Annotated in this window: 17 protein-coding genes; 7 read left to right on the forward strand and 10 right to left on the reverse strand. The window is 71.6% G+C overall.

Going from position 1 to position 20,364, the window contains the following annotated elements; genetic code table 11:
* Positions 1-135 precede the first annotated feature (135 nt).
* Together AB0389_RS02120 and AB0389_RS02125 are read left to right on the forward strand one after the other, a co-directional pair.
* Positions 136-1,257 (forward strand): cellulose binding domain-containing protein, encoded by a 1,122-nt coding sequence (locus tag AB0389_RS02120; RefSeq protein WP_366393366.1) that lies wholly within the window; start codon positions 136-138, stop codon positions 1,255-1,257.
* Between the two features lie 73 nt (positions 1,258-1,330).
* A complete protein-coding gene (locus AB0389_RS02125) occupies positions 1,331-2,761 on the forward strand; it encodes a cellulase family glycosylhydrolase (protein WP_366393367.1) in 1,431 nt (476 codons plus the stop codon).
* A 244-nt stretch (positions 2,762-3,005) separates the two neighbouring features.
* On the opposite strand, the gene AB0389_RS02130 is transcribed toward AB0389_RS02125, so the two are convergent.
* Both AB0389_RS02130 and AB0389_RS02135 read right to left on the reverse strand, forming a co-directional pair.
* A complete protein-coding gene (locus AB0389_RS02130; RefSeq protein ID WP_366393441.1) occupies positions 3,006-3,950 on the reverse strand; it encodes a RimK family alpha-L-glutamate ligase in 945 nt (314 codons plus the stop codon).
* A gap of 72 nt (positions 3,951-4,022) precedes the next feature.
* Positions 4,023-4,601, reverse strand: a complete 579-nt coding sequence (locus AB0389_RS02135) for a MarR family transcriptional regulator (protein ID WP_366393368.1) — start codon at positions 4,599-4,601, stop codon at positions 4,023-4,025.
* A 164-nt stretch (positions 4,602-4,765) separates the two neighbouring features.
* Between AB0389_RS02135 and AB0389_RS02140 the strand changes: the two genes are divergently transcribed.
* Together AB0389_RS02140 and AB0389_RS02145 are read left to right on the forward strand one after the other, a co-directional pair.
* On the forward strand, positions 4,766-5,968 hold the full coding sequence (locus AB0389_RS02140) for a sensor histidine kinase (RefSeq protein WP_366393369.1): 1,203 nt from the start codon (positions 4,766-4,768) through the stop codon (positions 5,966-5,968).
* Between the two features lie 127 nt (positions 5,969-6,095).
* Positions 6,096-7,598, forward strand: a complete 1,503-nt coding sequence (locus AB0389_RS02145) for an MFS transporter (RefSeq protein ID WP_366393370.1) — start codon at positions 6,096-6,098, stop codon at positions 7,596-7,598.
* Positions 7,599-7,704: 106 nt separating this feature from the next.
* Here the strand turns inward: AB0389_RS02145 and AB0389_RS02150 are convergent, their stop codons facing one another.
* A complete protein-coding gene (locus AB0389_RS02150) occupies positions 7,705-8,568 on the reverse strand; it encodes a LysR family transcriptional regulator (RefSeq protein ID WP_366393371.1) in 864 nt (287 codons plus the stop codon).
* Positions 8,569-8,711: 143 nt separating this feature from the next.
* Between AB0389_RS02150 and AB0389_RS02155 the strand changes: the two genes are divergently transcribed.
* Positions 8,712-9,584, forward strand: coding sequence for an aldo/keto reductase family oxidoreductase (locus AB0389_RS02155; protein WP_366393372.1), 873 nt, complete (start codon positions 8,712-8,714; stop codon positions 9,582-9,584).
* A 76-nt stretch (positions 9,585-9,660) separates the two neighbouring features.
* Positions 9,661-10,152 carry a carboxymuconolactone decarboxylase family protein gene (locus tag AB0389_RS02160; protein ID WP_366393373.1) on the forward strand — a complete coding sequence of 164 codons (492 nt, stop codon included), beginning with the start codon at positions 9,661-9,663 and terminating at the stop codon, positions 10,150-10,152.
* A gap of 102 nt (positions 10,153-10,254) precedes the next feature.
* On the opposite strand, the gene AB0389_RS02165 is transcribed toward AB0389_RS02160, so the two are convergent.
* The 5 genes from AB0389_RS02165 to AB0389_RS02185 are packed head-to-tail and all read right to left on the reverse strand — an operon-like array spanning position 10,255 to position 17,368.
* Positions 10,255-11,433, reverse strand: a complete 1,179-nt coding sequence (locus AB0389_RS02165) for an FAD-dependent oxidoreductase (protein WP_366393374.1) — start codon at positions 11,431-11,433, stop codon at positions 10,255-10,257.
* A gap of 1 nt (position 11,434) precedes the next feature.
* Positions 11,435-13,051, reverse strand: a complete 1,617-nt coding sequence (locus AB0389_RS02170; RefSeq protein WP_366393375.1) for an AMP-binding protein — start codon at positions 13,049-13,051, stop codon at positions 11,435-11,437.
* A gap of 14 nt (positions 13,052-13,065) precedes the next feature.
* On the reverse strand, positions 13,066-14,568 hold the full coding sequence (locus AB0389_RS02175) for an AMP-binding protein (protein WP_366393376.1): 1,503 nt from the start codon (positions 14,566-14,568) through the stop codon (positions 13,066-13,068).
* Positions 14,565-16,733 carry an aminodeoxychorismate synthase component I gene (gene pabB / locus AB0389_RS02180; protein WP_366393377.1) on the reverse strand — a complete coding sequence of 723 codons (2,169 nt, stop codon included), beginning with the start codon at positions 16,731-16,733 and terminating at the stop codon, positions 14,565-14,567. Before pabB ends, AB0389_RS02175 begins: the two co-directional genes overlap by 4 nt.
* A gap of 23 nt (positions 16,734-16,756) precedes the next feature.
* The gene (locus AB0389_RS02185) at positions 16,757-17,368 is read right to left on the reverse strand and encodes a hypothetical protein (protein WP_366393378.1); all 612 of its coding nucleotides are present in this window, start codon (positions 17,366-17,368) and stop codon (positions 16,757-16,759) included.
* 238 nt (positions 17,369-17,606) lie between these two features.
* Here AB0389_RS02185 and AB0389_RS02190 point away from each other — a divergent pair, with 238 nt between their 5' ends.
* Entirely contained in the window at positions 17,607-18,401 is a 795-nt protein-coding gene (locus AB0389_RS02190; RefSeq protein ID WP_366393379.1) for a DUF3050 domain-containing protein, read from the forward strand.
* 101 nt (positions 18,402-18,502) lie between these two features.
* On the opposite strand, the gene AB0389_RS02195 is transcribed toward AB0389_RS02190, so the two are convergent.
* Positions 18,503-19,540 (reverse strand): alcohol dehydrogenase catalytic domain-containing protein, encoded by a 1,038-nt coding sequence (locus AB0389_RS02195; protein ID WP_366393380.1) that lies wholly within the window; start codon positions 19,538-19,540, stop codon positions 18,503-18,505.
* A 15-nt stretch (positions 19,541-19,555) separates the two neighbouring features.
* A complete protein-coding gene (locus tag AB0389_RS02200) occupies positions 19,556-20,320 on the reverse strand; it encodes an SDR family oxidoreductase (RefSeq protein WP_366393381.1) in 765 nt (254 codons plus the stop codon).
* Between the last annotated feature and the right edge of the window lie 44 nt (positions 20,321-20,364).

Below are 20,364 nucleotides of genomic sequence, written 5' to 3' on the forward strand. Positions count from 1 at the left end.
CCCTTGACGTGCCTTCGACAACAGTGGGTTGATGTGGCCAGGCCGCACACACACCCACCGCTCCCACCCCCGGGCCCGGGTGGGAGCGCTCCCATTCCTCTCGGGCCTCCGCATACACGAGAAGGGACCTTGGATATGCGGAACGACACGTCACCCCACACCGCGCACACGGACGCACGATTACGGAGCAGCACCGCGCTGAGGGCGGTCCTGGCCGTCCTCGCGCTCACCGCACTCACTCTCGGCGCGCTCGTCGCACACCCCGGAAGCACCGCCTCCGCGGCGGCCGACCCCGTACGGATCATGCCGCTGGGCGACTCGATCACGGGCTCGCCGGGCTGCTGGCGGGCCGTGCTCAGGAACCGGCTCCAGAACGCCGGCTACACCCCGGAATTCGTCGGCACGCTCGGCCCGCAGGGCTGCGCACAGGGGAGCGACGGCAACAACGAGGGCCACGGCGGTTATCTGGCCACCAATGTGGCCGACCAGAACCTGCTGCCCGGCTGGCTCTCCGCCACCCGACCCGACATCGTTGTCATGCACTTCGGCACGAACGACGTGTGGAGCAGCATCTCGCCGGACCGGATCCTCGCCGCCTTCGACACACTCGTCGACCAGATGCGCGCGAGCAACCCGGACATGAAGATCCTGGTCGCCCAGATCATCCCCATGAATCCGAGCGGCTGCGCCGAGTGTGCCCAGCGCGCGGTGGCGTTCAACGCCCGGATCCCCGCGTGGGCGGCGGGCCGTACCACCGCCAGGTCGCCGGTGACCGCCGTCGACCAGTGGACGGGATTCAACACGGCCACCGACACGTACGACGGTGTCCACCCCAACAGCTCGGGCGACGACAAGATGGCCGCCCGCTGGTACCCGGCGCTCACCCCGCTGCTGACACCCGGTACCTCGACACCGACACCGACGCCCACACCGTCGGTTCCCGGCGCCACCGGCTGCGCCGCGTCACTCCGTACGGTCTCGTCCTGGCAGGGCGGATACCAGGCGGAGGTGACCGTCCGCAACAACGGGACGGCGCCACTGAGCGGTTGGACGGTGCGGCTCACCGTACCGACGGGCGAGGCGATCACCCAGGTGTGGAACGGCACCCTCACCGCCGGCTCGGGGACCGCGAGCGTCGCCGACGCGTCGTGGAACGGCGCACTCGCCGCCGGGGCCACCACCACCTTCGGCTTCATCGCGTCCCAGCCCGCCTCGGCGACCCCCGCGACCACCGTCGCGGACTGCACGGCGCGCTGAGGCGACCCGCCTCGCTCTCCCCGCTCCTCCGCTCTCCGCCATCCCGGAACAACGACGTCCCAGGAGACCCCCCATGAGCGTCGCACCACCGCACACCACCGGGCCCAGGCCGGGGCACACCACTCCCCCGGCCCCACTCCTCGGTCTGCTCCTCTCCCTTCTCGCCCTGGCCGGCCTGCTCGCCGTCTCACTGCCCGCCCCGGCCGCCCAGGCCGGGGAGGCCACCGCCACCAAGGCCGTCGCCGCCACCGGTCTGCGGGTCAGCAACGGCAGGCTGCTGGAGGCGAACGGCAACGAGTTCGTCATGCGCGGCGTCAACCACGCCCACACCTGGTACACCGGTCGGACCACGGCCGCGCTCAGCGACATCAAGGCGCTCGGCGCCAACACCGTCCGTGTGGTGCTCAGCACCGGTGACCAGTGGACGAGGAACGACACCGCGGATGTGGCGAACATCGTCGCGCAGTGCAAGCAGAACAAGCTGATCTGTGTGCTCGAGGCACACGACACCACCGGCTACGGCGAGCAGAGCGCCGCGGTCACGCTCTCCCGCGCGGCGGACTACTGGATCAGCGTCCAGTCCGCGCTGACCGGCCAGGAGAGCTACGTCATCGTCAACATCGGCAACGAGCCCTACGGCAACACCAATTACGCCGGATGGACGGCCGACACCAAGGCGGCCATCGTCAAGCTGCGCAACGCCGGGTTCGGCCACACCCTGATGGTCGACGCGCCCAACTGGGGCCAGGACTGGTCCTTCACCATGCGGGACAACGCCGCGTCGGTCTTCGCCGCCGACCCGGACCGCAACACCATGTTCTCGATCCACATGTACGGCGTCTTCGACACGGCGGCGAAGGTCAGCGCGTACCTCAACACCTTCGTCAACGCCGGACTGCCCATCCTCGTGGGCGAGTTCGGGGACATGCACTCGGACGGCAACCCGGACGAGGACGCCATCATGGCCACCACGCAGTCCCTGCGCCTCGGCTATCTCGGCTGGTCGTGGAGCGGCAACAGCGGCGGTGTGGAGTACCTCGACATGGCGACCGGCTTCAACCCGAACACGCTCAGCTCCTGGGGGCAGCGCATCTTCAAGGGCGCCAACGGCATCGGCAGCACCTCCCAGCAGGCCACGGTGTACGGGACCTCCGGCGGCGGTGGCGGTGGTGGCGGAACGACCTCCGCCTGTTCGGTCGCGTACACCGTCAGCGGGCAGTGGAGCGGCGGTTTCCAGGGGGAGATCGTGATCCGCAACACCGGGACGGCCGCGGTCAACGGCTGGACGCTGGCCTGGACCTCCCCGAACGGTCAGCAGATCACCAACATGTGGGGAGCCACCGCGACCCAGAGCGGCTCCTCGGTCAGCGCCGCCTCGGCCTCGTACACGGCGGCCATCGCCCCGGGTGCCTCCGTCTCCGTCGGCTTCACCGCCTCGTGGACGGGCGGCAACAGCCCGCCGTCGTCCTTCGCCCTCAACTCCACGCCCTGCACCGCCGGCTGACCTCCGTACGCCCGTCGCGACACGGACGCGGGCGAATTACCCCGCCGGGCGCGGAGGAACGGGTAGCTTGGTCGGCCGGACCAGAACGGGACGGAACAGTACGTCCGGAAAGGAGACGGCATGTCATCGAAGCGACGCCGTAAGAAGAAGGCCCGCCGGAAGAACGGCGCCAACCACGGCCGGCGCCCCCAGTCCTGAGCTGGGAACGCGGCGGAGGCCCCTTCCCCTGCGGGAAGGGGCCTCTTCAGTGGGTAACGTCCTCCGCGGGTTTCCACGCGTCCAGGCGGCGCGCGACGCAGGCGGTGATGGCGGGCGCCACCGCCGTCATCTCCGGGCGCCAGCCGGGCACCGCGTTGACCTCGCAGACGGTGTAGCCGTCCGGGGACGTGAACAGCAGATCGACGCCCGCGACGGTGAGTCCCACCGCTCGGGCCGCCCGGACCGCCAGGGCCTCGGCGCGCGGATGGTCGCCCAGGCACCGTACGGCGGAGCCGCCCTGGGCGATGTTCGAGGCGAGGCCGCCGTCCCGGGAGGTACGGACCACCGCGGCCACGGTCTCGCCGTCGACCACGATCAGCCGCAGGTCCCGGCCGTGCGAGTGCGCCACGTACTCCTGGAAGAGGTACGGCGTCTCCTGCGCGAGGGCGCCCGACACGTCCTGGAGCAGCCGGACATCGGGGGCCAGGAACACCTGTCTGCCCTTGTAGCCGCTGACGGACTTGACGACGCACGGCGCATCGAGACCGGCGACGCGGACGACACCCTCCGGCGGGGCGGTCGCGTACGAGAGGGTGTCGGGCACCGGAAGCCCGGCCAGGCCCAGCTCCTGGAGCTGCCACACCTTGTTCCGGCAGACCAGCTGGCCCTCCAGCGGGTTGATCAGGGTGGCCCCCATGCGCTCCAGTTGCCGCAGCAGGGTCACCTCGCGGTCGTGGCGCATCGAGCCGGGGATCTGGCGTACGCACACCACCTTCGGGGCGGGCACGTCCAGGCCGGCCAGGGTGCGCAGGACCAGCCGCCCGTCCCGGACACCGAAGACGAACTCGTCGGTGTGCCAGACCGCGAACCGGGCTCCGAAGCGCGCGGTGAGCGCGCCGGCCAGCTCGCGCGTCGAGCCCTGGAGGGGAACGGGGTGCTCCCGCACCAGCAACCACACATCGGCCGGTGCCAACAGCTCCGCGCGTGCCATACGCACCCTTTTCCCACCTCGGCGTCAGGACCGGTGAGCAGACTATCCCCAGGCCGTCGGTGCCGCCGAGTGTCAGCCCGGGGGCACCCGGGGAGAGGGCACCGCACCGCAGGAGCGGTCGAGGCCCTCGCGGATGGCGGCGTCCTCGGCGGCGACATCGTGGCACGGGGCGTTCGGGGCGGCGTGCGCGACGAAGTCGTCGACCAGCCGGTCGAAGAGCCCTGCGATCCGCCGCAGATCCTCGGGCGACCACTCCGACAGCGCCACCTCGATGACCCGGCGGCTCACCTCGCGGATCCGGGCGTCCGCGTCCCGGCCGGCGGCGGTGAGGCGGACCCGCCGGGCGCGCCGGTCGTCCGGGTCGGGCACCCGGATCACATAGCCGCCGCCTTCCAACCGCCGTAGCTGGCGGGTGATGTGGGACGCTTCCACGGAGAGCCGGGCCGCCAGCTCCCCCGGGCGCAGCGGCTCGCTGTCGGCGACATGCCGCAGGAGCGCCACGGCGGCCCGGTCGAGCTGCAGCCCGGCCACGGCCGCCAGTTGCCCGTGCTGCCGGACCCCGCCGGCCAGGTAGGCGATGCGGGTGAGGAGCCGCTCGACCTCGATCACATCTGCGGAAACGGGCGCCGCGCCGGGGGACTGTGTGGACATGCCGCCACCCTAACCGATAGTTGCCTAACTTAAGCAACACATAAGAAGCTTGCTTGACTCAATTAACTTCCCTATGCTTGCGTAACTCAAGCATTTTCGCCGCCGACCGGGCCGGATCGCGGGAACCCCGCGGCGCTCCCCCACCCCGGACAGGACCCCACTCCATGATCGACAGCCTGCAGCGGCAGCTGCGCGACCATCCCCGCACCGTCGACGCGGCCATGGCCGTGGCACTCTTCGCCTGTTCCTTTCCCGGCAGCATGATCACACTCCCGGGCCGGCCCCCCGGTCCCGCGTGGTGGCCCGGGGTGCTGCTGGCGGGGGTCTCCTGCGCCGCGCTGCTGTGGCGCCGCGACCACCCCCGTACCACCGTGGCGCTGACCACGGCCTGCGCCGTCGCCATCACCGCGCTCGGCTACATCGTCACCGTCCTGCTGCTGGGAGCACTCCTGGTGGCGCTCTACTCGCTGGCCGGGCGGGCCGGCCGCAGGACCGCGAACACCTGCACCCTCGCCGTCATCGCGCTGCTGGCGGGTACGGCGCTGATCGGCGGCCCCACCGAGGAACCGCTGGTGCTCAAGCTGGTCGGCCCGGCGGCCTGGCTGCTGCTGCCCACCTCCCTGGGCACCGTCGGCCGGATCCACGCGGCCTATCTGGACGCCGTACGGGCTCGGGCCGAGCACGCGGAACGCACCAGGGAGGAGGAGACCCGGCACCGGGTGACCGAGGAGCGCGTACACATCGCCCGCGAACTGCACGATGTCGTCGCCCACCATCTCGTCCTCGCCCACCTCCAGGCCGGCGCCGCCGCCAGGGCAATCCGCACCCGGCCCGACGAGGCCGAGCGGATCGTCGGCGAACTCGCCGGCAGCACCTCCTCGGCCATCCGCGAACTCAAGGCCGTCGTCGGCCTGTTGCGGCAGGCGGACGACCCTGAACGGCCCCCGGAGCCCGCCCCCGGGCTCGACCGGCTCCCCGGCCTGGCCTCGTCGTTCCGCGGCGCGGGCCTCACCGTCACCGTCGTCACCGAAGGGCCGCCGGCACCGCTCTCCCCCGGCGCGGATCTCACGGCGTACCGCATCGTGCAGGAGGCGCTGACCAATGTCACCAAGCACGCCGCCACCGACGCCGCCGAGGTGCGGCTCGCCTACGGGCGGGACCGGCTGGACATCACCGTCGCCGATGACGGAGGTACGGCAGCGCCCGCCGCCGCCCCGCCCGTCCCGGCATCCGCCCCGCCGCCGGGCGGGGGTTACGGCCTGATCGGCATGCGCGAGCGCGCCCTCGCGGCCGGTGGCAGGCTCCGCGCGGGCCACCGGCCCGGGGGCGGCTTCGACGTCGTCGTCGAACTGCCGCTGCACCGATGAAGCCCTGCCGCTCCCGCCCCCACCTCCCCGTACACCTTCCCTCTAATTTGCTTAACTCAATCAAGTGTATTATGTTGCGTGAGTCAAGCAATTCTCTTCCTGCGCACCCCCTGACGGAGGCAGTCCCATGTCCGAAGCCCCTGCCCGGGCCGTCGAGGCCCGAGGTTCCACCCCGCCGAGGCCGAACGCCGTGGTGGCGGTTCTGGCCTTCGCGGGCATCGTGGTCTCGCTGATGCAGACCCTGGTCATCCCGATCGTCCCCGAGCTGCCCCGGCTGCTGGACGCCTCGCCGTCCAACGCCATCTGGGCCGTCACCGCCACCCTGCTGGCCGCCGCCGTGGCCACCCCGGTGGCCGGACGCCTCGGCGACATGTTCGGCAAGCGCCGGCTGCTGCTGGTCAGCCTCGGTCTGCTGGTGGCCGGTTCGGTCGTCGCCGCGCTGAGCGACTCCCTGATTCCGATGATCGCCGGACGGGTCATGCAGGGGCTGGCCGCCGCCGTCGTACCGCTGGGCATCAGCATCATGCGCGACGAGCTGCCCGCCGAGCGCCTCACCGGGTCGACCGCGCTGATGAGCGCGTCCCTGGGCGTCGGCGGCGCACTCGGGCTGCCCTCCGCCGCCCTGATCGCCGACAACTTCGACTGGCACGTCCTGTTCTGGACCTCGGCCGCCCTCGGCGCCGTCGCGATCGCGCTCGTCCTGGCGTTCGTGCCCGAGTCGAAGGTGCGCACCGGCGGACGCTTCGACCTGATCGGCTCCCTCGGCATGGCCGTGGGACTGGTGTCCCTGCTGCTGGCCGTCTCGAAGGGCGGCGACTGGGGCTGGACCAGCGGTACGGTCCTCGGTCTGCTGGCCACCGCGGTCGTCGTACTGCTGGCGTGGGGCGTCTATGAACTGCGCACCGCCCAGCCCCTGGTGGACCTGCGCACCACGGCCCGCCGCCAGGTGCTCTTCACCAACCTCGCCTCGGTGGCGTTCGGCTTCTCGATGTTCGCGATGTCCCTGGTCCTGCCGCAGCTGCTCCAGCTGCCCTCCGCCACCGGCTACGGCCTGGGCAGGTCCATGCTCGCCGTCGGTCTGGTGATGGCGCCGCAGGGCCTGGTGATGATGGCCATGGCGCCGCTGTCCGCCGCCATCTCCAAGGCCAGGGGGCCGAAGGTCACGCTGATGGCCGGCGCTCTCATCGTCGCCGCGGGCTACGCCCTCAACATCCTGCTGATGTCCGAGATCTGGCACCTGGTCCTGGTGTCCTGCGTCATCGGTGCCGGTGTCGGCTTCGCGTACGGCGCCATGCCCGCGCTGATCATGGGCGCCGTACCGGCCTCCGAGACGGCCGCCGCCAACAGCCTCAACACACTGATGCGGTCCATCGGTACGTCGATCGCCAGCGCGGTCGCCGGTGTTGTCCTGGCGCAGATGACCACCACGTTCGGCACCACCGCCCTGCCCTCCGAGAGCGGCTTCAAGACGGTCATGGCCATCGGCGCGGGCGCGGCGATCCTCGCCTTCGGCCTCGCCGTCTTTCTCCCCCGCCACCGCCCCGCGGTCACGGCGGAGCCGGCCGCGGCCGACCCGGCGGAGCCCGTCGAGGGCGCGCGGGCCCCGGAGGCCGTCGCAGCGAAGCCGTAACACCCCTGGCCGACAGCCCTCGCCGGGCACCGCGCGAACGGTGCCCGGCGAGGGTTCCGTGTGTTCACACCCCTGTTCACACCGCGTGGGACGCCGGTGCCCGGGGTCATAGCCGTGTGGCCGTGCGGATCAGCCCGGCGAGGGCGAGGGAGCGGCTGTGCGCGGGCCAGGCGATGTGGCTGACGACGGGTGGTGCGTCGGACAGCGGGACGGCGGTGTGTTCGGCCCAGAGCCAGGCGCGGCCCGAGTCCGGGAAGACGGCCACGGTGCGTCCGAGGGCGATGAGTTGGGCCAGCTGCGTCTGATCGTGGATCTCGGGGCCCGGGCCGGGCGGGTACGTGCCGTGGCGCGCCCAGCGTGCGAGCGGAAGATCCGGGATGTCGCTGATGTCGGCCAGGGTCAGCGTCCGGCGCGCGGCGAGGGGGTGCCCGGCGGGCAGGATGGCGATCTGGCCCTCGGTCATCAGCTCCTCGCTGTCGAACCCGGCGAGGGAGTTGAACGGCGCGTGCATCAGCGCCACATCGGCGCGGCCGTCGCGCAGCATCTCCTCCTGCTCGCACGTGCCGCTCGGCAGCACCTCGATCTCGGCGGCGCCGGGCTCGGCCGCGTAGGCGCCGAGGAGCTTGTGCAGCAGTTCGTGGGACGCGCCGGCCTTCACCGCCAGCACCAGACGGTTACGGGGGCCGCCCGGTCCTGCGGCACCACCGGCGCGGCGGGTGCGGCGAGCGGCGGCGGTGGTCGCGTCGAGGGCCGCGCGGCCCTCGTGCATGAGCACTTCTCCGGCGGCGGTCAGGGCGACGCCGCGGCGGTTGCGTTCCAGCAGGCTGACGCCGAGGCGCCGTTCGAGTCGCTGGATCGCCCGGGACAGCGGTGGCTGGGCCATGCCGAGGAGTTCGGCGGCGCGGCCGAAGTGCAGTTCCTCGGCGACGGCCATGAAGTACCTCAGCTCGCGGGTCTCCAGGGTGTCCACGGCCGCAGCCTACCCCGGTGATACCCGACGGGTATGACAGGGCACCGTGTCGGTATTGGATGCGCCGCTCGCCGGCGGGCGAACATCGACGGCACGGGCCCAGCGGCCCTCCGCGACATCCGGCTCCGCAGAAGGACACAGGCATGAACACACCCTCCGCGTCACTGCCCGGCTCCACCTGGACCCTGGGCGATCTGACGGTCACCCGCTTCGGCTACGGCGCGATGCGGCTCGCCGGTCCCGGGGTCATGGGCCCGCCCGCCGACCGCGACGGCGCGCTCGCCGTCCTGCGCGAGGCCGTCGCCCTCGGGATCACCCACATCGACACCGCCGGCGCCTACGGACCGCGCGTCACCAACCGGCTGATCCGCGAGGCGCTGCACCCCTACCCCGCATCGCTGCACCTGGTGACCAAGGTCGGCGCTGACCGCGACGAGCAGGGCGGCTGGCCCCCCGCCCGGCGGCCCGAGGACCTGCGCCGCTCCGTCCGCGAGAACCTCGACGACCTCGGCGTCGACTCGCTCGACGTGGTCAACCTCCGCCTCGGCGACGCCCGGGGAACCGTGGCCGGCTCGCTCGCCGAGCCCTTCGAGACCCTCGTCGAACTCCAGCGGCAGGGCCTGATCAGGCACCTGGGAGTGAGCAACGCGACGGCGGAACAGGTCGCCGAGGCACAGACGATCGCGCCGATCGTCTGTGTGCAGAACATGTACAACCTCGCCCACCGCCAGGACGACGAGCTGATCGACGAGCTCGCCGGCAAGGGCATCGCCTATGTGCCCTTCTTCCCGCTCGGCGGCTTCAGCCCGCTGCAGTCCACGGCACTGTCCGCCGTGGCCGCCCGGCTGGACGCGACGCCGATGTCGGTCGCCCTGGCCTGGCTGCTGCGGCGGTCGCCGAACATCCTGCTCATTCCCGGCACCTCGTCGGTGGCGCATCTGCGCGAGAACGTCGTCGGCGCGGGGCTTCCGCTCTCCGACGAGGATCTCGCCGAGCTGGACGGAATCGGCCGCTAGCGGAAATCGGTCCTGACCCTCCCCTCTTTTATCGCATCCCGTTTCCCGGCACGGGTAGCGCGTATAGAGTCGGGTCATGCTCAAGAATGAGATGACGCCGCGCGTGGCGCTCAAGAAAATAACCCCCGATGTGTCCGGTGCGATGGGCGCACTGCATGGCGCCGCCGTTTCCGCGGCGCGGGACGCCAAAGTGGAGCCGGAGCTGCTGGAGCTCATCAGGATTCGCGCCTCGCAGATCAACGGCTGCGCGTTCTGCCTCGACATGCATACGAAGGACGCCCGCGCCCAGGGCGAGAGCGAGCAGCGTGTCCACGCGCTGAACGCCTGGCAGGAGGCCCCTTTCTTCTCCGAACGGGAGCGCGCAGCACTGGAGTTGACGGAGGCGGTCACCCTGGTGCACGACGGCCGGGTCCCCGACGCCGTCTACGCGCGGGCGGCGGAGGTCTTCGACGAGGCACAGCTCGCCGCGGTGATCTGGGCGGCCACCGTCATCAACGCGTACAACCGGATCGCGATCGCGACCCGAATGGTTCCGGGCGTCTATCAGCCGGTCCGGAAAGAAAGCTGATCGGGCCGCCATCGGCCCCGATCGGGAAATGCCGGAGCGCGCCGGACCGAATACCGTATTCGGTCCGGCGCGTTCCTGTTTCTTTCTTCTCTCTTTTTCCCTTCAGTATTTCCGGCCGGCGCTCGCGGGCGATCCATTGCGCGGCCCGTAGGGGGCGTGCTCCAGCCAGGCGCCGCACCGCGGCAGTACGGGCGCGAGCGCCGCCGCCGCCCGCTGTTTCGCCCGTACGATCCGGCGCCGCGGCCTCAGATGGTCCAGGGCCGTTCCGGCCGCCGCGCTGTTGAACAGGGCCGCGGCACGGCGGGCCGCGGCGAACTCCGCGACCGCCTCCTCGGTGCCCGTGGCAACGGCCGCCGCCGCTGCCGCCGCGTCCGCGATCCCGCTGTTCATGCCGCGGGCCCCGAAGGGCGGGAAGAGGTGGGCCGCCTCTCCGACGAGCAGCACCCGGTGCCGGGGGTCGGTGAACGACGCCGCGACCTTGCGCAGGAAGCGGTACGTCGACACCCAGAGGATCCGCTCGGCGTACCCGTCGCCGATGATCGGCGGCAGCCACTCCCGCGCCGCGGCCTCGCTCCCGTAGGACTCCCGTGTGTCGTCGTCGCGGCACTGCAGATCGACCTGGAAGCCCCCGGTGAAGGGCACCCGCATCACACTGCGCCCGCCGGCCCCGGGATGTTCGTAGTGGAAGACCCGCTCCAGCGGGAGTTCGGCCCCCGGGATGTCGGCGACATCGGCGACCACATGGAATCCGTCCCCGTGGCTGCCCTCCATGGGGATGTCCAGCCGGCGCCGGACCGCCGAGCGGGCGCCGTCGGCGGCGATGACATGGCTGCCCGTCCAGCCGCGCCCGTCCTCGCCGGTGAGGGCGACGCCGGTGGGGGTGACCCGTACATCGGTCACACGGGCGCCCCAGACGAACCGCACCCCGGCGTCCTCGCAGGCGGCCAGCAGGAACCGTTCGGTGTCGACCTGGCGCAGGCTGGTGAAGGGCGGCGGGCCCTCGGGCGCCGGGAAGGTACGGGCGTACACCTCGCGGCCCCGGTACAGCGTGCGTCTGGTCTGCCAGGTACTGCCGTACGACGTGATCGTGTCGGCGAGCCCCGGCCGCATCCCGTCGAGCAGCCGCAGGCTCTCCCGGTGTACGAACAGGGCCCGGCTGCCCGGCCGTTGGCGGCCCTGGGGATCCGCCTCCAGGAGCGTGACCGGCAGGCCGTGGGCCCGCAGGCCGAGCGCGGCCGACAGGCCCACGGGTCCTGCGCCCACCACGACGACATGCGCCATGTCAGCCGCCACTGCCGGGCCGGGCGGCGGTGGCGCTCTCCGTGAGCATGCGGGTGATCTCCACCCGCTTGACCTTCCAGGTGGCGGTCATCGGCAGCTCGTCGAACCGCCACTGCCGGGGCTCGGCCATCGGCGGCAGATCCGCGGTGGCCTCCCGCCAGCGCCGCACGTCCAGGGGCGCTTCGCCCCGGACACACACCACCGGCACGGGCTCGCGGTCGGCGCCGCGGACGATGACGACCTCGCGCAGTTCGTCCAGCCGGGACATCAGTGTGTCCTCGATCTCCAGATTGCTGTGCACGGAGTCGATGCGGTCGATCTCACGGTCGATCAGATACAGCGCGCCCCATCGGCTCCGGTATCCCATGTCGCCCATCTGCCACCACCCGCGGTCCAGTTGGCGGTCGTAGGTCTCTTGTGCGCCGAGATACGTCAGGATCCGCCCCCGGGTGCGGGCCTCGATCCGGCCCGGTGTCCCGGGCCCGGCGGGCCGGCCGTCGTCGCCGGCTATCCGGATCCGGGTGAAGCCGGGGATCGGGATCCCGACCCGGCGGCCGTCCGCGCGCGCGGCGCCGCGCCGGGTGTACCACTGGAACGCGACCGGGCCCGTCTCGCTCTGTCCGTACAGCTGCATCAGCCAGGGCGAGCGCCGCCGTGACGCCCCGAGCAGCCGCTGCACCGTGCGCGGGTGGATCGCGTCGAAGGTGGAGCCGTACGAGCGGACGCGGGAGAGCGGGGCGCCGGGCGCGTCCGCCAGCTCCTCCCACAGGACGAAGGTGTTGGGGTGGGTCTCGACGATGCCGGGACGGTGCCGGGCCAGCAGGGGACCGGCCGCGGCGGGCTCGGGGTCGGTGATGAGGAGCAGCGGGCTGCCGAAGTGCAGCAGTACGCCGAGCAGATGGTAGAAGCGGGAGTGTGCGAAGGACATGTGCAGCGCGGCGCTCTCGCCCCGGGTGGGCCAGCCCATGGCCTTCTGCGGTACGAGCCGGTTCCACATGGTGTTCGCGCAGTGCACGGCGAGTTTGGGGACGCCCGTGGTGCCCGAGCTGTGGGTGATCAGCGCGGGCTCGCGGGGGTGCAGCCGGACCGCCGCGTGGGGCGGGGCTCCTGCGTACTTCTCCAGCGGGTCGGCGCCGGGGCCGTCGTCCACGGTGAGCGTCCGCCGTACGGGCCCGGCGCCGTCGGCCCGCGCGAGCGGTCCCGTCAGCTTCGCCCGGTCGGTGATCAGCCAGGGATCGCGCAGCCGCGCCAGCAACTGGCCGGCGACGGGGCCGTCGAGGCCCGGTGAGAGGAGCACGGGGACGGCGCCGATCCGGGAGACCGCGCAGGCCAGCAGCGCGATGTCGGCGTTGTCCGTCTTGTATACGGCGACCTGCTCGGACGGCCGGACGCCGGCCTCCCACAGCCGTCCTGACAGCTCCTCGACGAGGCCGGCCAGCACCGGGTAGCTGAGGTCGAGCCCGAGGCCGGGGCTGATGTCGAGCGGCCGGTCCAGGGTCACCGGGACGGCGCCGTGCCGGGCGGCGGCCTGCTCGAACAGGGGGCCGAGGTAGAAACCACGATCGGAGAGCATGGGCTGCGGCTGTCGCACGGGCCTGTTCCTTTCTGCGGTGTTCATGGTCGCGGCCACCGTCACCACGCGCCGTGGCGGGCGAGGTGGCGGCGGAGTTTTCCGGTCGGGGTTCGGGGCAGCGACGCCACGACCCGGACGGCTCTGGGCACCTTGAAGGCGGCCAGCGCGCCGCGGGCCAGGGCGATGAGTTCGGCCTCCAGGCCCGGGACCTCCGGCGCGCCGGTGACGACGTACGCGCGCAGGCCGGTGGCGCCGCGCTCGTCGGCCACGGCGACGACGACGGCCTCCCGTACCGCTGGATGGGTCCGCAGCACGGCCTCGACCTCCAGGGGCGAGACGGTGATGCCGCCGACCATCTCCATGTCGTCGGTCCGGCCCAGATGGCGGTAGGTGCCGTCCGGTTCGCGCCGGGCGAGGTCCCTGGTGGCGAGCCAGCCGTCCACCAGGGTGCGCGCCGTCTCCTCGGGACGGTTCAGATATCCGGTGGTCAACGTCGGTCCCCGGAGCCAGAGTTCGCCCTCGGTGCCGTCCGGTACCGGGTGTCCCTCGCGGTCGCGCAGCTCGACGTCGAAGCCGGGGACCGGGCGGCCTACCGTGCCGGGGGTGTGGTTGCCGAGGCTGTTGGCGCAGAAGGCGTGCCCGGCCTCGGTGGAGCCGATCTGTTCCAGTACGGGCGCGCCGAGCAGTTCGGTGACCCGCTCGCCGAGTTCGGCGGGCATCCCCTCACCGGCCGACACCGCCGCCCGTACGGAGGTGAAGCACGTCTCGTGTCCGCCCGCCCGGTCGGCCACCAGCGCGGCGTACGCCGAGGGTACGGAGTACAGCAGGGTCACCCGGTGGCGGGCGACGAGTTCGTCGACGGCGGCGGGGTTCGGCCGGTGGTCCACCAGTACGGCGGAGGAGCCGGAGAAGAGCGGGAAGGCGAACGCGTTGCCGAAGCCGTACGCGAAGAACAGCTTGGAGACCGAGAGGGTGACATCGTCCTCGGTGATCCGCAGCAGTGGTGCGCCGATGAGGGTGTGATAGGTCTCCGGGTCGCCGTGGCCGTGCACGACTCCCTTGGGCGGTCCTGTGGTGCCCGACGTGTACTGGATGTAGAGCGGGGTGCGGTCTCCGGCCGGGTGCGCGTCGGTGGCGGGCGGCGCGTCCGGGGTGAGCGCGACGAGCTCGTCGCCGCCCAGCCGGGCCCGTCCGGCGAACCGCTCCGCCGGTCCCGGTCCGCTCACGCAGAGCGCGGCCTCGGTGTCCTTGGCCATGAAGTCGAGTTCGTCCGGGGGGAGTTCGGGGTTCACCAGCACCGCGACCGCGCCGATCCTGGCGGTGGCGAGGAAGGCCGTCACCCAGGCGACGGAGTCGGGCAGGGCGAGCAGCACCCGGTCGCCGGGGCGGACGCCACGGGCGGCCAGGACGGTCGCGGCGCGGGCCGCGAGGCCGTGCACCTCACCGTGGGTCCAGGTCCGGTGGCCCTGGTGGAAGGCCGGGCGGGACGTCCAGCCGTTCCGCTCGGCGAGTGCGGCGAGCCGGGCCGCCAGGTTCCCGGCGGCGGAGGGCGGGGGCGTCACCGGACCGGCTCGCGCACGGGTGCGGGCCCGGCGGCCATGACGTCGTGGTGGGCGCGCATCTGCGCGGCGGTCTTCAGGAGCATCTCGTCGTACTCCGCGACGGGGTCAGAGCCGAGCACGATGGCGCCGCCGGCCCCGAGGTGCATCTGTCCGCCGGTGAAGACGGCGGTCCGGATCACGATGTTGAGGTCGGCGCCGCCGCCGCAGCCGAGGAAGCCGATCGCGCCGGAGTACACACCGCGGGCCTCGGTCTCCAGCGAGTCGATGATCTCCATGGTGCGGAGCTTCGGTGCTCCGGTCATCGAGCCGCCGGGGAAGCAGGCGCGTACGCAGTCCACCGCGTCCGTGCCGGCGCGGAGCCGGCCTTCGACGGTGGAGACCAGCTGGTGCACGGTGGCGTAGGTCTCGGTGGCCATCAGACCGGTCACCCGTACGCTGCCGGTCTCGCTGACGCGTCCCAGGTCGTTGCGGAGGAGATCGACGATCATGAGGTTCTCGGCGCGGGTCTTGGGGTCGGCGGCGAGCGAGTCGCGGAGCCTGGCGTCCTCTCCGGGCCGGTCGCCGCGGGGTGCGGTGCCCTTGATGGGCCGGGCCTCGGCGAGCCCGTCCCGGGTGATCCGGAGGAACCGTTCGGGGGACGAGCCGGCCACGTCCAGCTCGCCGAACTTCAGGAAGGCCCCGTACGGCGCGGGGTTGAGCCGGCGGAGCACCCGGTAGAAGGCGTACGGATCGTGGGGCGCGGGCAGCCGGGCGGCGTTGGTCAGGCAGATCTCGTAGCTCGTGCCGGCCGTCAGCTCGCGTCGGCAGGCCTCGATGTCGGCGAGATAGGCCGCGCGGTCCCGGACCAGCCAGGGTTCGGCGGCGCCGGGGTCCGGTGTGGCGGGCGGCGGGGTTGTGGCGGGTCCGGCCGACGCTACGAAGCTCAGCTGGGCCACCGTGCTGTCGAGCCAGTCGACGGCGGAGCGCGTGCCCCGGGGGGTGTTCTCGGCGAGGCAGACGGCGTAGGTGTGGCCGTCACGGTGGTCCACGGCGATCAGCCGGTCGGCGAAGAGCCAGCAGGCGTCCGGGGTGGTGGCCCGGTGGCGGTTCGGGGAGCCGCAGTCGGCCTTCAGTTCGTAGCCGAAGTAGCCGACATAGCCGCCGGTGAAGTCGAAGGGCAGTTCGCCGGGGTCCACGTGTCTGGCCGTCAGCTGCCGCTTCAGATAGTCGAAGACGCTCGCCCGGACGGTGCGCGGGGGCCGCCCTTCGCGTTCGATCTCGCAGACGCCGGCCTCGACGTCGTACCGGACGAACTCGGCCAGCGGGCCGCTGCCGTCGCCGAGGAAGGAGAAGCGCGACCGGCCCTCCTCGACCTGGGAGCTGTCGAGCCAGAACGCTCTCGGGGCGTCGGCGTACATCCGGGTGAAGGCGGCCTCGGTGTCCACGGCGGTCGCGATCCGGCGGGTGTGCAGCCGGTAGCCGGCCGTGGGCGCGGGCGCGGGCCGCCGGGGTGCGGGAACGATCGCCGCGGTCTTCCCGGCGGGGGAACTCGCCGTGCCTGTAAGGGGGTTCGTACGGGGGGTCGTACGGGGGGTCGCCGGGCGGGGGCGGGTCTCGGTGAGGCTCCGGAAGTTCAGGAGCAGCCGGTGGCCGAACTCCGTGAGGATGGACTCCGGGTGGAACTGCACGCCCCACAGCGGCCGGGTGCGGTGCCGCAGTCCCATCAGCACACCGTCCTCGGCCCAGGCCGTGGCCTGGAGGCTCGCGGGCAGCGGCTCCCGCACGGACAGCGAGTGGTAGCGGACGGCGGTGAAGTCCTGCGGCAGTCCGCGGAACAGGTCCTCGCCGTTGTGCCGGATCCGGGAGAGATGTCCGTGCCGGGGCCGGGGCGCGGCCGTGACCCGGGCCCGCTCCCCCGCCGCGATGCCCTGGTGGCCGAGGCAGACGCCCAGTACGGGGATCGTGGACCGGGCGAGCAGTGCCGCGCCGATCCCGAAGTCACGCGGCTCGCCGGGGTGTCCGGGTCCCGGCGACACCACCACATTGTCGAAGGCGTGGAGGTCCGGGACGCCGTCGGCCGGGGTGTCGTTGAGGACGACCACCGGCTCCTCGCCGTTGACCTCGGCGATCAGCTGGAACAAGTTGTACGTGTACGAGTCGTAGTTGTCGACGAGCAGGGTTTTCACCCGCTCACCTCCCTATTTCGTTCTCAGCCTGGCGCAGCCCGTCGTTTGTGCCGGCCGCGGAGGGCCTGCAACGGCGGGTACAGCCATTTCTTGAAGAAGCGCTGAAGTCGCGGCATGAGGATCCACGTGACAATGGCCGTGACCGCCAGGCACAGCAGCAGAGTGCGGATCAGAGGGTTGAGGCTGCCGAGGTACGGAAGTACCGAGAGATTGAACAGGAGCACCGGCGGGAAGACCGCGCTCATATTCACGAACCATAGCTTCCATTTCGGCGGCGGGCGGGGTGCCGCCACAGTCGCCGACTGCGAATCGAACCACATCTTCGAATCCCGCACCGATCTTCTGCCGGTCTCGTGGGCATACCTCACACCACGGTCCGACCAGTGCGCCAGCTCGGCCGACTCCTCCCAGTTCCGGGCCGACGCCTCACTGCCGAAGCGGTATATCACATGCGACTCCACCTCTCCGCCGACCAGTACGCCGCCGCCCAGGAAGCCCGGCTGCCGCGCACTCTCACCCAGGACCCCCCATGCCCAGGAGTGAAAGGCCGCCTCACTGCCCGGCACCACCCGATAGGCGATGGTGACGGTTACAGAATTGCTGGTCACGCCCCTTATTACGGGAAGAGCGACCATTCTGTTCAACTCTCAACGGATTATTTTCGGTCGCCCGACAGATGGCCCCTTATTGACTTTTGTCCATTCCTGAGTGCTTTGTCGCAGAAAACGGACGGCCATCTTCCATGAATTTCCGGAATCGCTTGCCGGGCACTCGGCAAATCGGCAACATCGGCCCCCGGCGGCAACTTCGGCGGCAATGCGAACAGCCACAGCAGCCGTATTGGCCGGACCTGAAAGAGCAAGAAGGAGATCCATGTCCAGGTATGACTGGAGCCTTACCCACGAGGGAATCGACAGGACACGCGCCGCGATCGAACCGGCACGGAAAGAGGTCACCACGCATCCGATCTACCGGCGGATGAGCACGCGGGAAGACCTGGCGGCCTTCATGGAGCACCATGTCTTCGCCGTATGGGACTTCATGTCGCTGCTGAAGTCCCTCCAGCGGGAGCTGACCTGTGTGGACGTCCCCTGGGTGCCGCGCGGTTCGGCGGTCGGCCGACGGCTGATCAACGACATCGTGCTGGTGGAGGAGAGCGACGCGTTCGGCTCCGGCTTCATCAGCCACTTCGAGCTGTACCGCGCCGGCATGGCCGAGGCCGGCGCCGACACCACGCGTCTGGACACCTTCCTGGCACTGCTCGTGGAGGGCCACGACGTGACAGCGGCGCTGCGCGTCGCCCAAGTCCCGCGCGCCGCTGCCGAGTTCGTCAGCACAACGTTCGGGATCATCGCCGAAGGGCCGCTCCACTGCCGGGCGGCGGCCTTCGCCTTCGCCCGGGAGGACCTCATCCCGGACATGTTCGACCAGGTGATCAAGGAGGAGGGCGCCGACCGGTACCCGCTCTTCCGCGACTATCTGGCGCGCCACATCGAGGTGGACGGCGAGGAACACACTCCGATGGCCATGGCGATGCTCGCCGAGCTCTGCGGCGACGACGACACCCGCTGGCAGGAGGCGGCGGAGACGGCGGACCTCGCCCTGCGGGCCAGGTCCCGGTTCTGGGACGCGATCGTGACGGCCATCGACGACGGGCCGGGGCGGTAACACCGGCACGGACCCCCGGGGCGTGTGGCGGAAGCGGCGCGGAAAGCCCTGAGCCACCGTCGGCGGGACGGTGGCTCAGGGAGTCAGGACGGTGCCGGGGCTCAGGGCTGGGCGACGGTGACGAGCACCTTGACGTGCTGCGGGTCGTCGGACGCGTGGAAGGCGTCGGCGGCGTCCTCGATGTCGTACGTCGCCGTGACGATGTCGGTCAGCGCGAACGTACCGTCGCGCAGCAGCTCGATGGCCCGGTCGATGTCCTGGCGGGTGTACATGAGATTGCCCATGATGGTGAGTTCGCGGTCCTGCACCAGGTCGAGGTCGATCGAGGTGGGGCCGCTGGGCACCCCGACGGTCATCAGCAGGCCGCCCTTGTCCAGGACGTTGATGGCCAGGCGTACGGTCGACTCGCGCGACACGCAGTCGAACACGACGTCCGCCTTCCCGCCGAGCGCCGCGACGGCGTGGTCGGCGGCGCCGGGGTCCGCCGGGTCGAGGACGGAGTCGGCGCCGAGGCGGAGCGCGAGGTCCCGCTTGCTGCCGAGGAGGTCGGCGACGGCGATGTGCGCGGCGCCGGCCGCTCGCGCGGCGAGGAGGACGAACAGGCCGATGGGTCCTGCTCCGACCACGACGACCCGCCGCCCGGTGAGGTCACCGGCCCGGCGGACGGCGTGCACCGGTGTGGCCGCCGGTTCGACGAGGGCGGCCCTGAGGTCGTCGAGGTCGTCGGGGAGGGGCACGGCCCGGTCGGCGGCGATGGCGAAGTAGTCGGTCATCCCGCCGGGGGTCTGGCAGCCGAAGACATCGAGGGTGGCGCAGATGTTGTAGCGGCCCCGGGCACACTGCGCGCAGGTGCCGCAGGCGAGGTTGGGCTCGATGACCACACGGCCGCCGGTGACCGCGGGGTCCACCCCGGGGCCCGTCGCGGCGACGACTCCGACCACCTCGTGGCCGGGGCGCATGGGCAGGCTGACGAAGGGGTGGCGGCCGTGGACCGCGTGCATGTCGGAGCCGCAGATGCCCACGACGGTGGAGCGGACCAGGACCTGGCCCTGCCCGGGTTCGGGGCGCGGGATCCGCTCGACCCTGATGTCGTCGGCGGAGTTGACGACGACCTGACGGTTGGTGGCGAGGGTGCTCATGGGCGTGTCTCCTGTTCAGACCGCGGTGTAGCCGCCGTCGGCGACCAGGATGGATCCGGTGATGAAGCTGGCGGCGTCGCTGGCGAGGAAGACCACGCTGGGGGCGATCTCCTCGGGGAGCGCGGCGCGCTGCTGGGGGCAGTCGTCGATCCAGTGGCGGCGCAGGTCGGGACGGTCGACCGGGGCCATCTCGGTCTTGGTGTATCCGGGGGCCAGCGCGTTGACACGCACACCGTGGGGCGCCCATTCGACCGCGAGCGACTTGGTCAGGTGGTGGACGGCGGCCTTGGAGGCGTTGTACGCGGGCTGCCACTGGGGCCGGTTGACGATGAGCCCCGACATGCTGCCGATGTTGACGATCGATCCTGAGCCCCGCCGGCACATGCCCGCGCCGACGGCGAGGGAGGTCTTCCACAGGGCGCGGACGTTCAGGTCGAACACCGAGGACCACTGATCGTCGGTGACCTCGAAGGACGGCGCGTGGTAGCACGTACCCGCGTTGTTGACGAGGATGTCGATGTGTCCGCCGAGAGCCGACTCGGCCTCCTCCGTCATGGCCGTCACCTGGGCGTCGTCGGTGATGTCGGCGGTGATGGCGGCGAATTCATGGCCGGCCGCGGCGGCCTCGTCGGCGGCGGCGCGGTTGGCCTCGGCGCGCCGGCCGGAGATGGCGACGCGGGCGCCGGCCTGCGCGAGGGCGAACGCGAAGGCCTTGCCGAGCCCCTGGTTGCCGCCGGTGACGAGCGCGGTACGGCCTTCCAGGCTGAAGGGAGATGACATGTGCGGGTGACCTTTCGGTGAGTACGGGACCGGGCCAGGACCCG

The sequence above is a fragment of the Streptomyces sp. NPDC093109 genome (genome assembly GCF_040701725.1).
Taxonomy (GTDB): Bacteria; Actinomycetota; Actinomycetes; order Streptomycetales; family Streptomycetaceae; genus Streptomyces.

Coding starts and splice junctions, on each gene's coding strand:
- AB0389_RS02120 (WP_366393366.1), top strand. CDS start 136: ATGCGGAACGACACGTCACCCCACACCGCGCACACGGACGCACGATTA.
- AB0389_RS02125 (WP_366393367.1), top strand. CDS start 1,331: ATGAGCGTCGCACCACCGCACACCACCGGGCCCAGGCCGGGGCACACC.
- AB0389_RS02130 (WP_366393441.1), bottom strand. CDS start 3,950: ATGGCACGCGCGGAGCTGTTGGCACCGGCCGATGTGTGGTTGCTGGTG.
- AB0389_RS02135 (WP_366393368.1), bottom strand. CDS start 4,601: ATGTCCACACAGTCCCCCGGCGCGGCGCCCGTTTCCGCAGATGTGATC.
- AB0389_RS02140 (WP_366393369.1), top strand. CDS start 4,766: ATGATCGACAGCCTGCAGCGGCAGCTGCGCGACCATCCCCGCACCGTC.
- AB0389_RS02145 (WP_366393370.1), top strand. CDS start 6,096: ATGTCCGAAGCCCCTGCCCGGGCCGTCGAGGCCCGAGGTTCCACCCCG.
- AB0389_RS02155 (WP_366393372.1), top strand. CDS start 8,712: ATGAACACACCCTCCGCGTCACTGCCCGGCTCCACCTGGACCCTGGGC.
- AB0389_RS02160 (WP_366393373.1), top strand. CDS start 9,661: ATGCTCAAGAATGAGATGACGCCGCGCGTGGCGCTCAAGAAAATAACC.
- AB0389_RS02165 (WP_366393374.1), bottom strand. CDS start 11,433: ATGGCGCATGTCGTCGTGGTGGGCGCAGGACCCGTGGGCCTGTCGGCC.
- AB0389_RS02170 (WP_366393375.1), bottom strand. CDS start 13,051: ATGAACACCGCAGAAAGGAACAGGCCCGTGCGACAGCCGCAGCCCATG.
- AB0389_RS02185 (WP_366393378.1), bottom strand. CDS start 17,368: ATGGTCGCTCTTCCCGTAATAAGGGGCGTGACCAGCAATTCTGTAACC.
- AB0389_RS02190 (WP_366393379.1), top strand. CDS start 17,607: ATGTCCAGGTATGACTGGAGCCTTACCCACGAGGGAATCGACAGGACA.
- AB0389_RS02195 (WP_366393380.1), bottom strand. CDS start 19,540: ATGAGCACCCTCGCCACCAACCGTCAGGTCGTCGTCAACTCCGCCGAC.
- AB0389_RS02200 (WP_366393381.1), bottom strand. CDS start 20,320: ATGTCATCTCCCTTCAGCCTGGAAGGCCGTACCGCGCTCGTCACCGGC.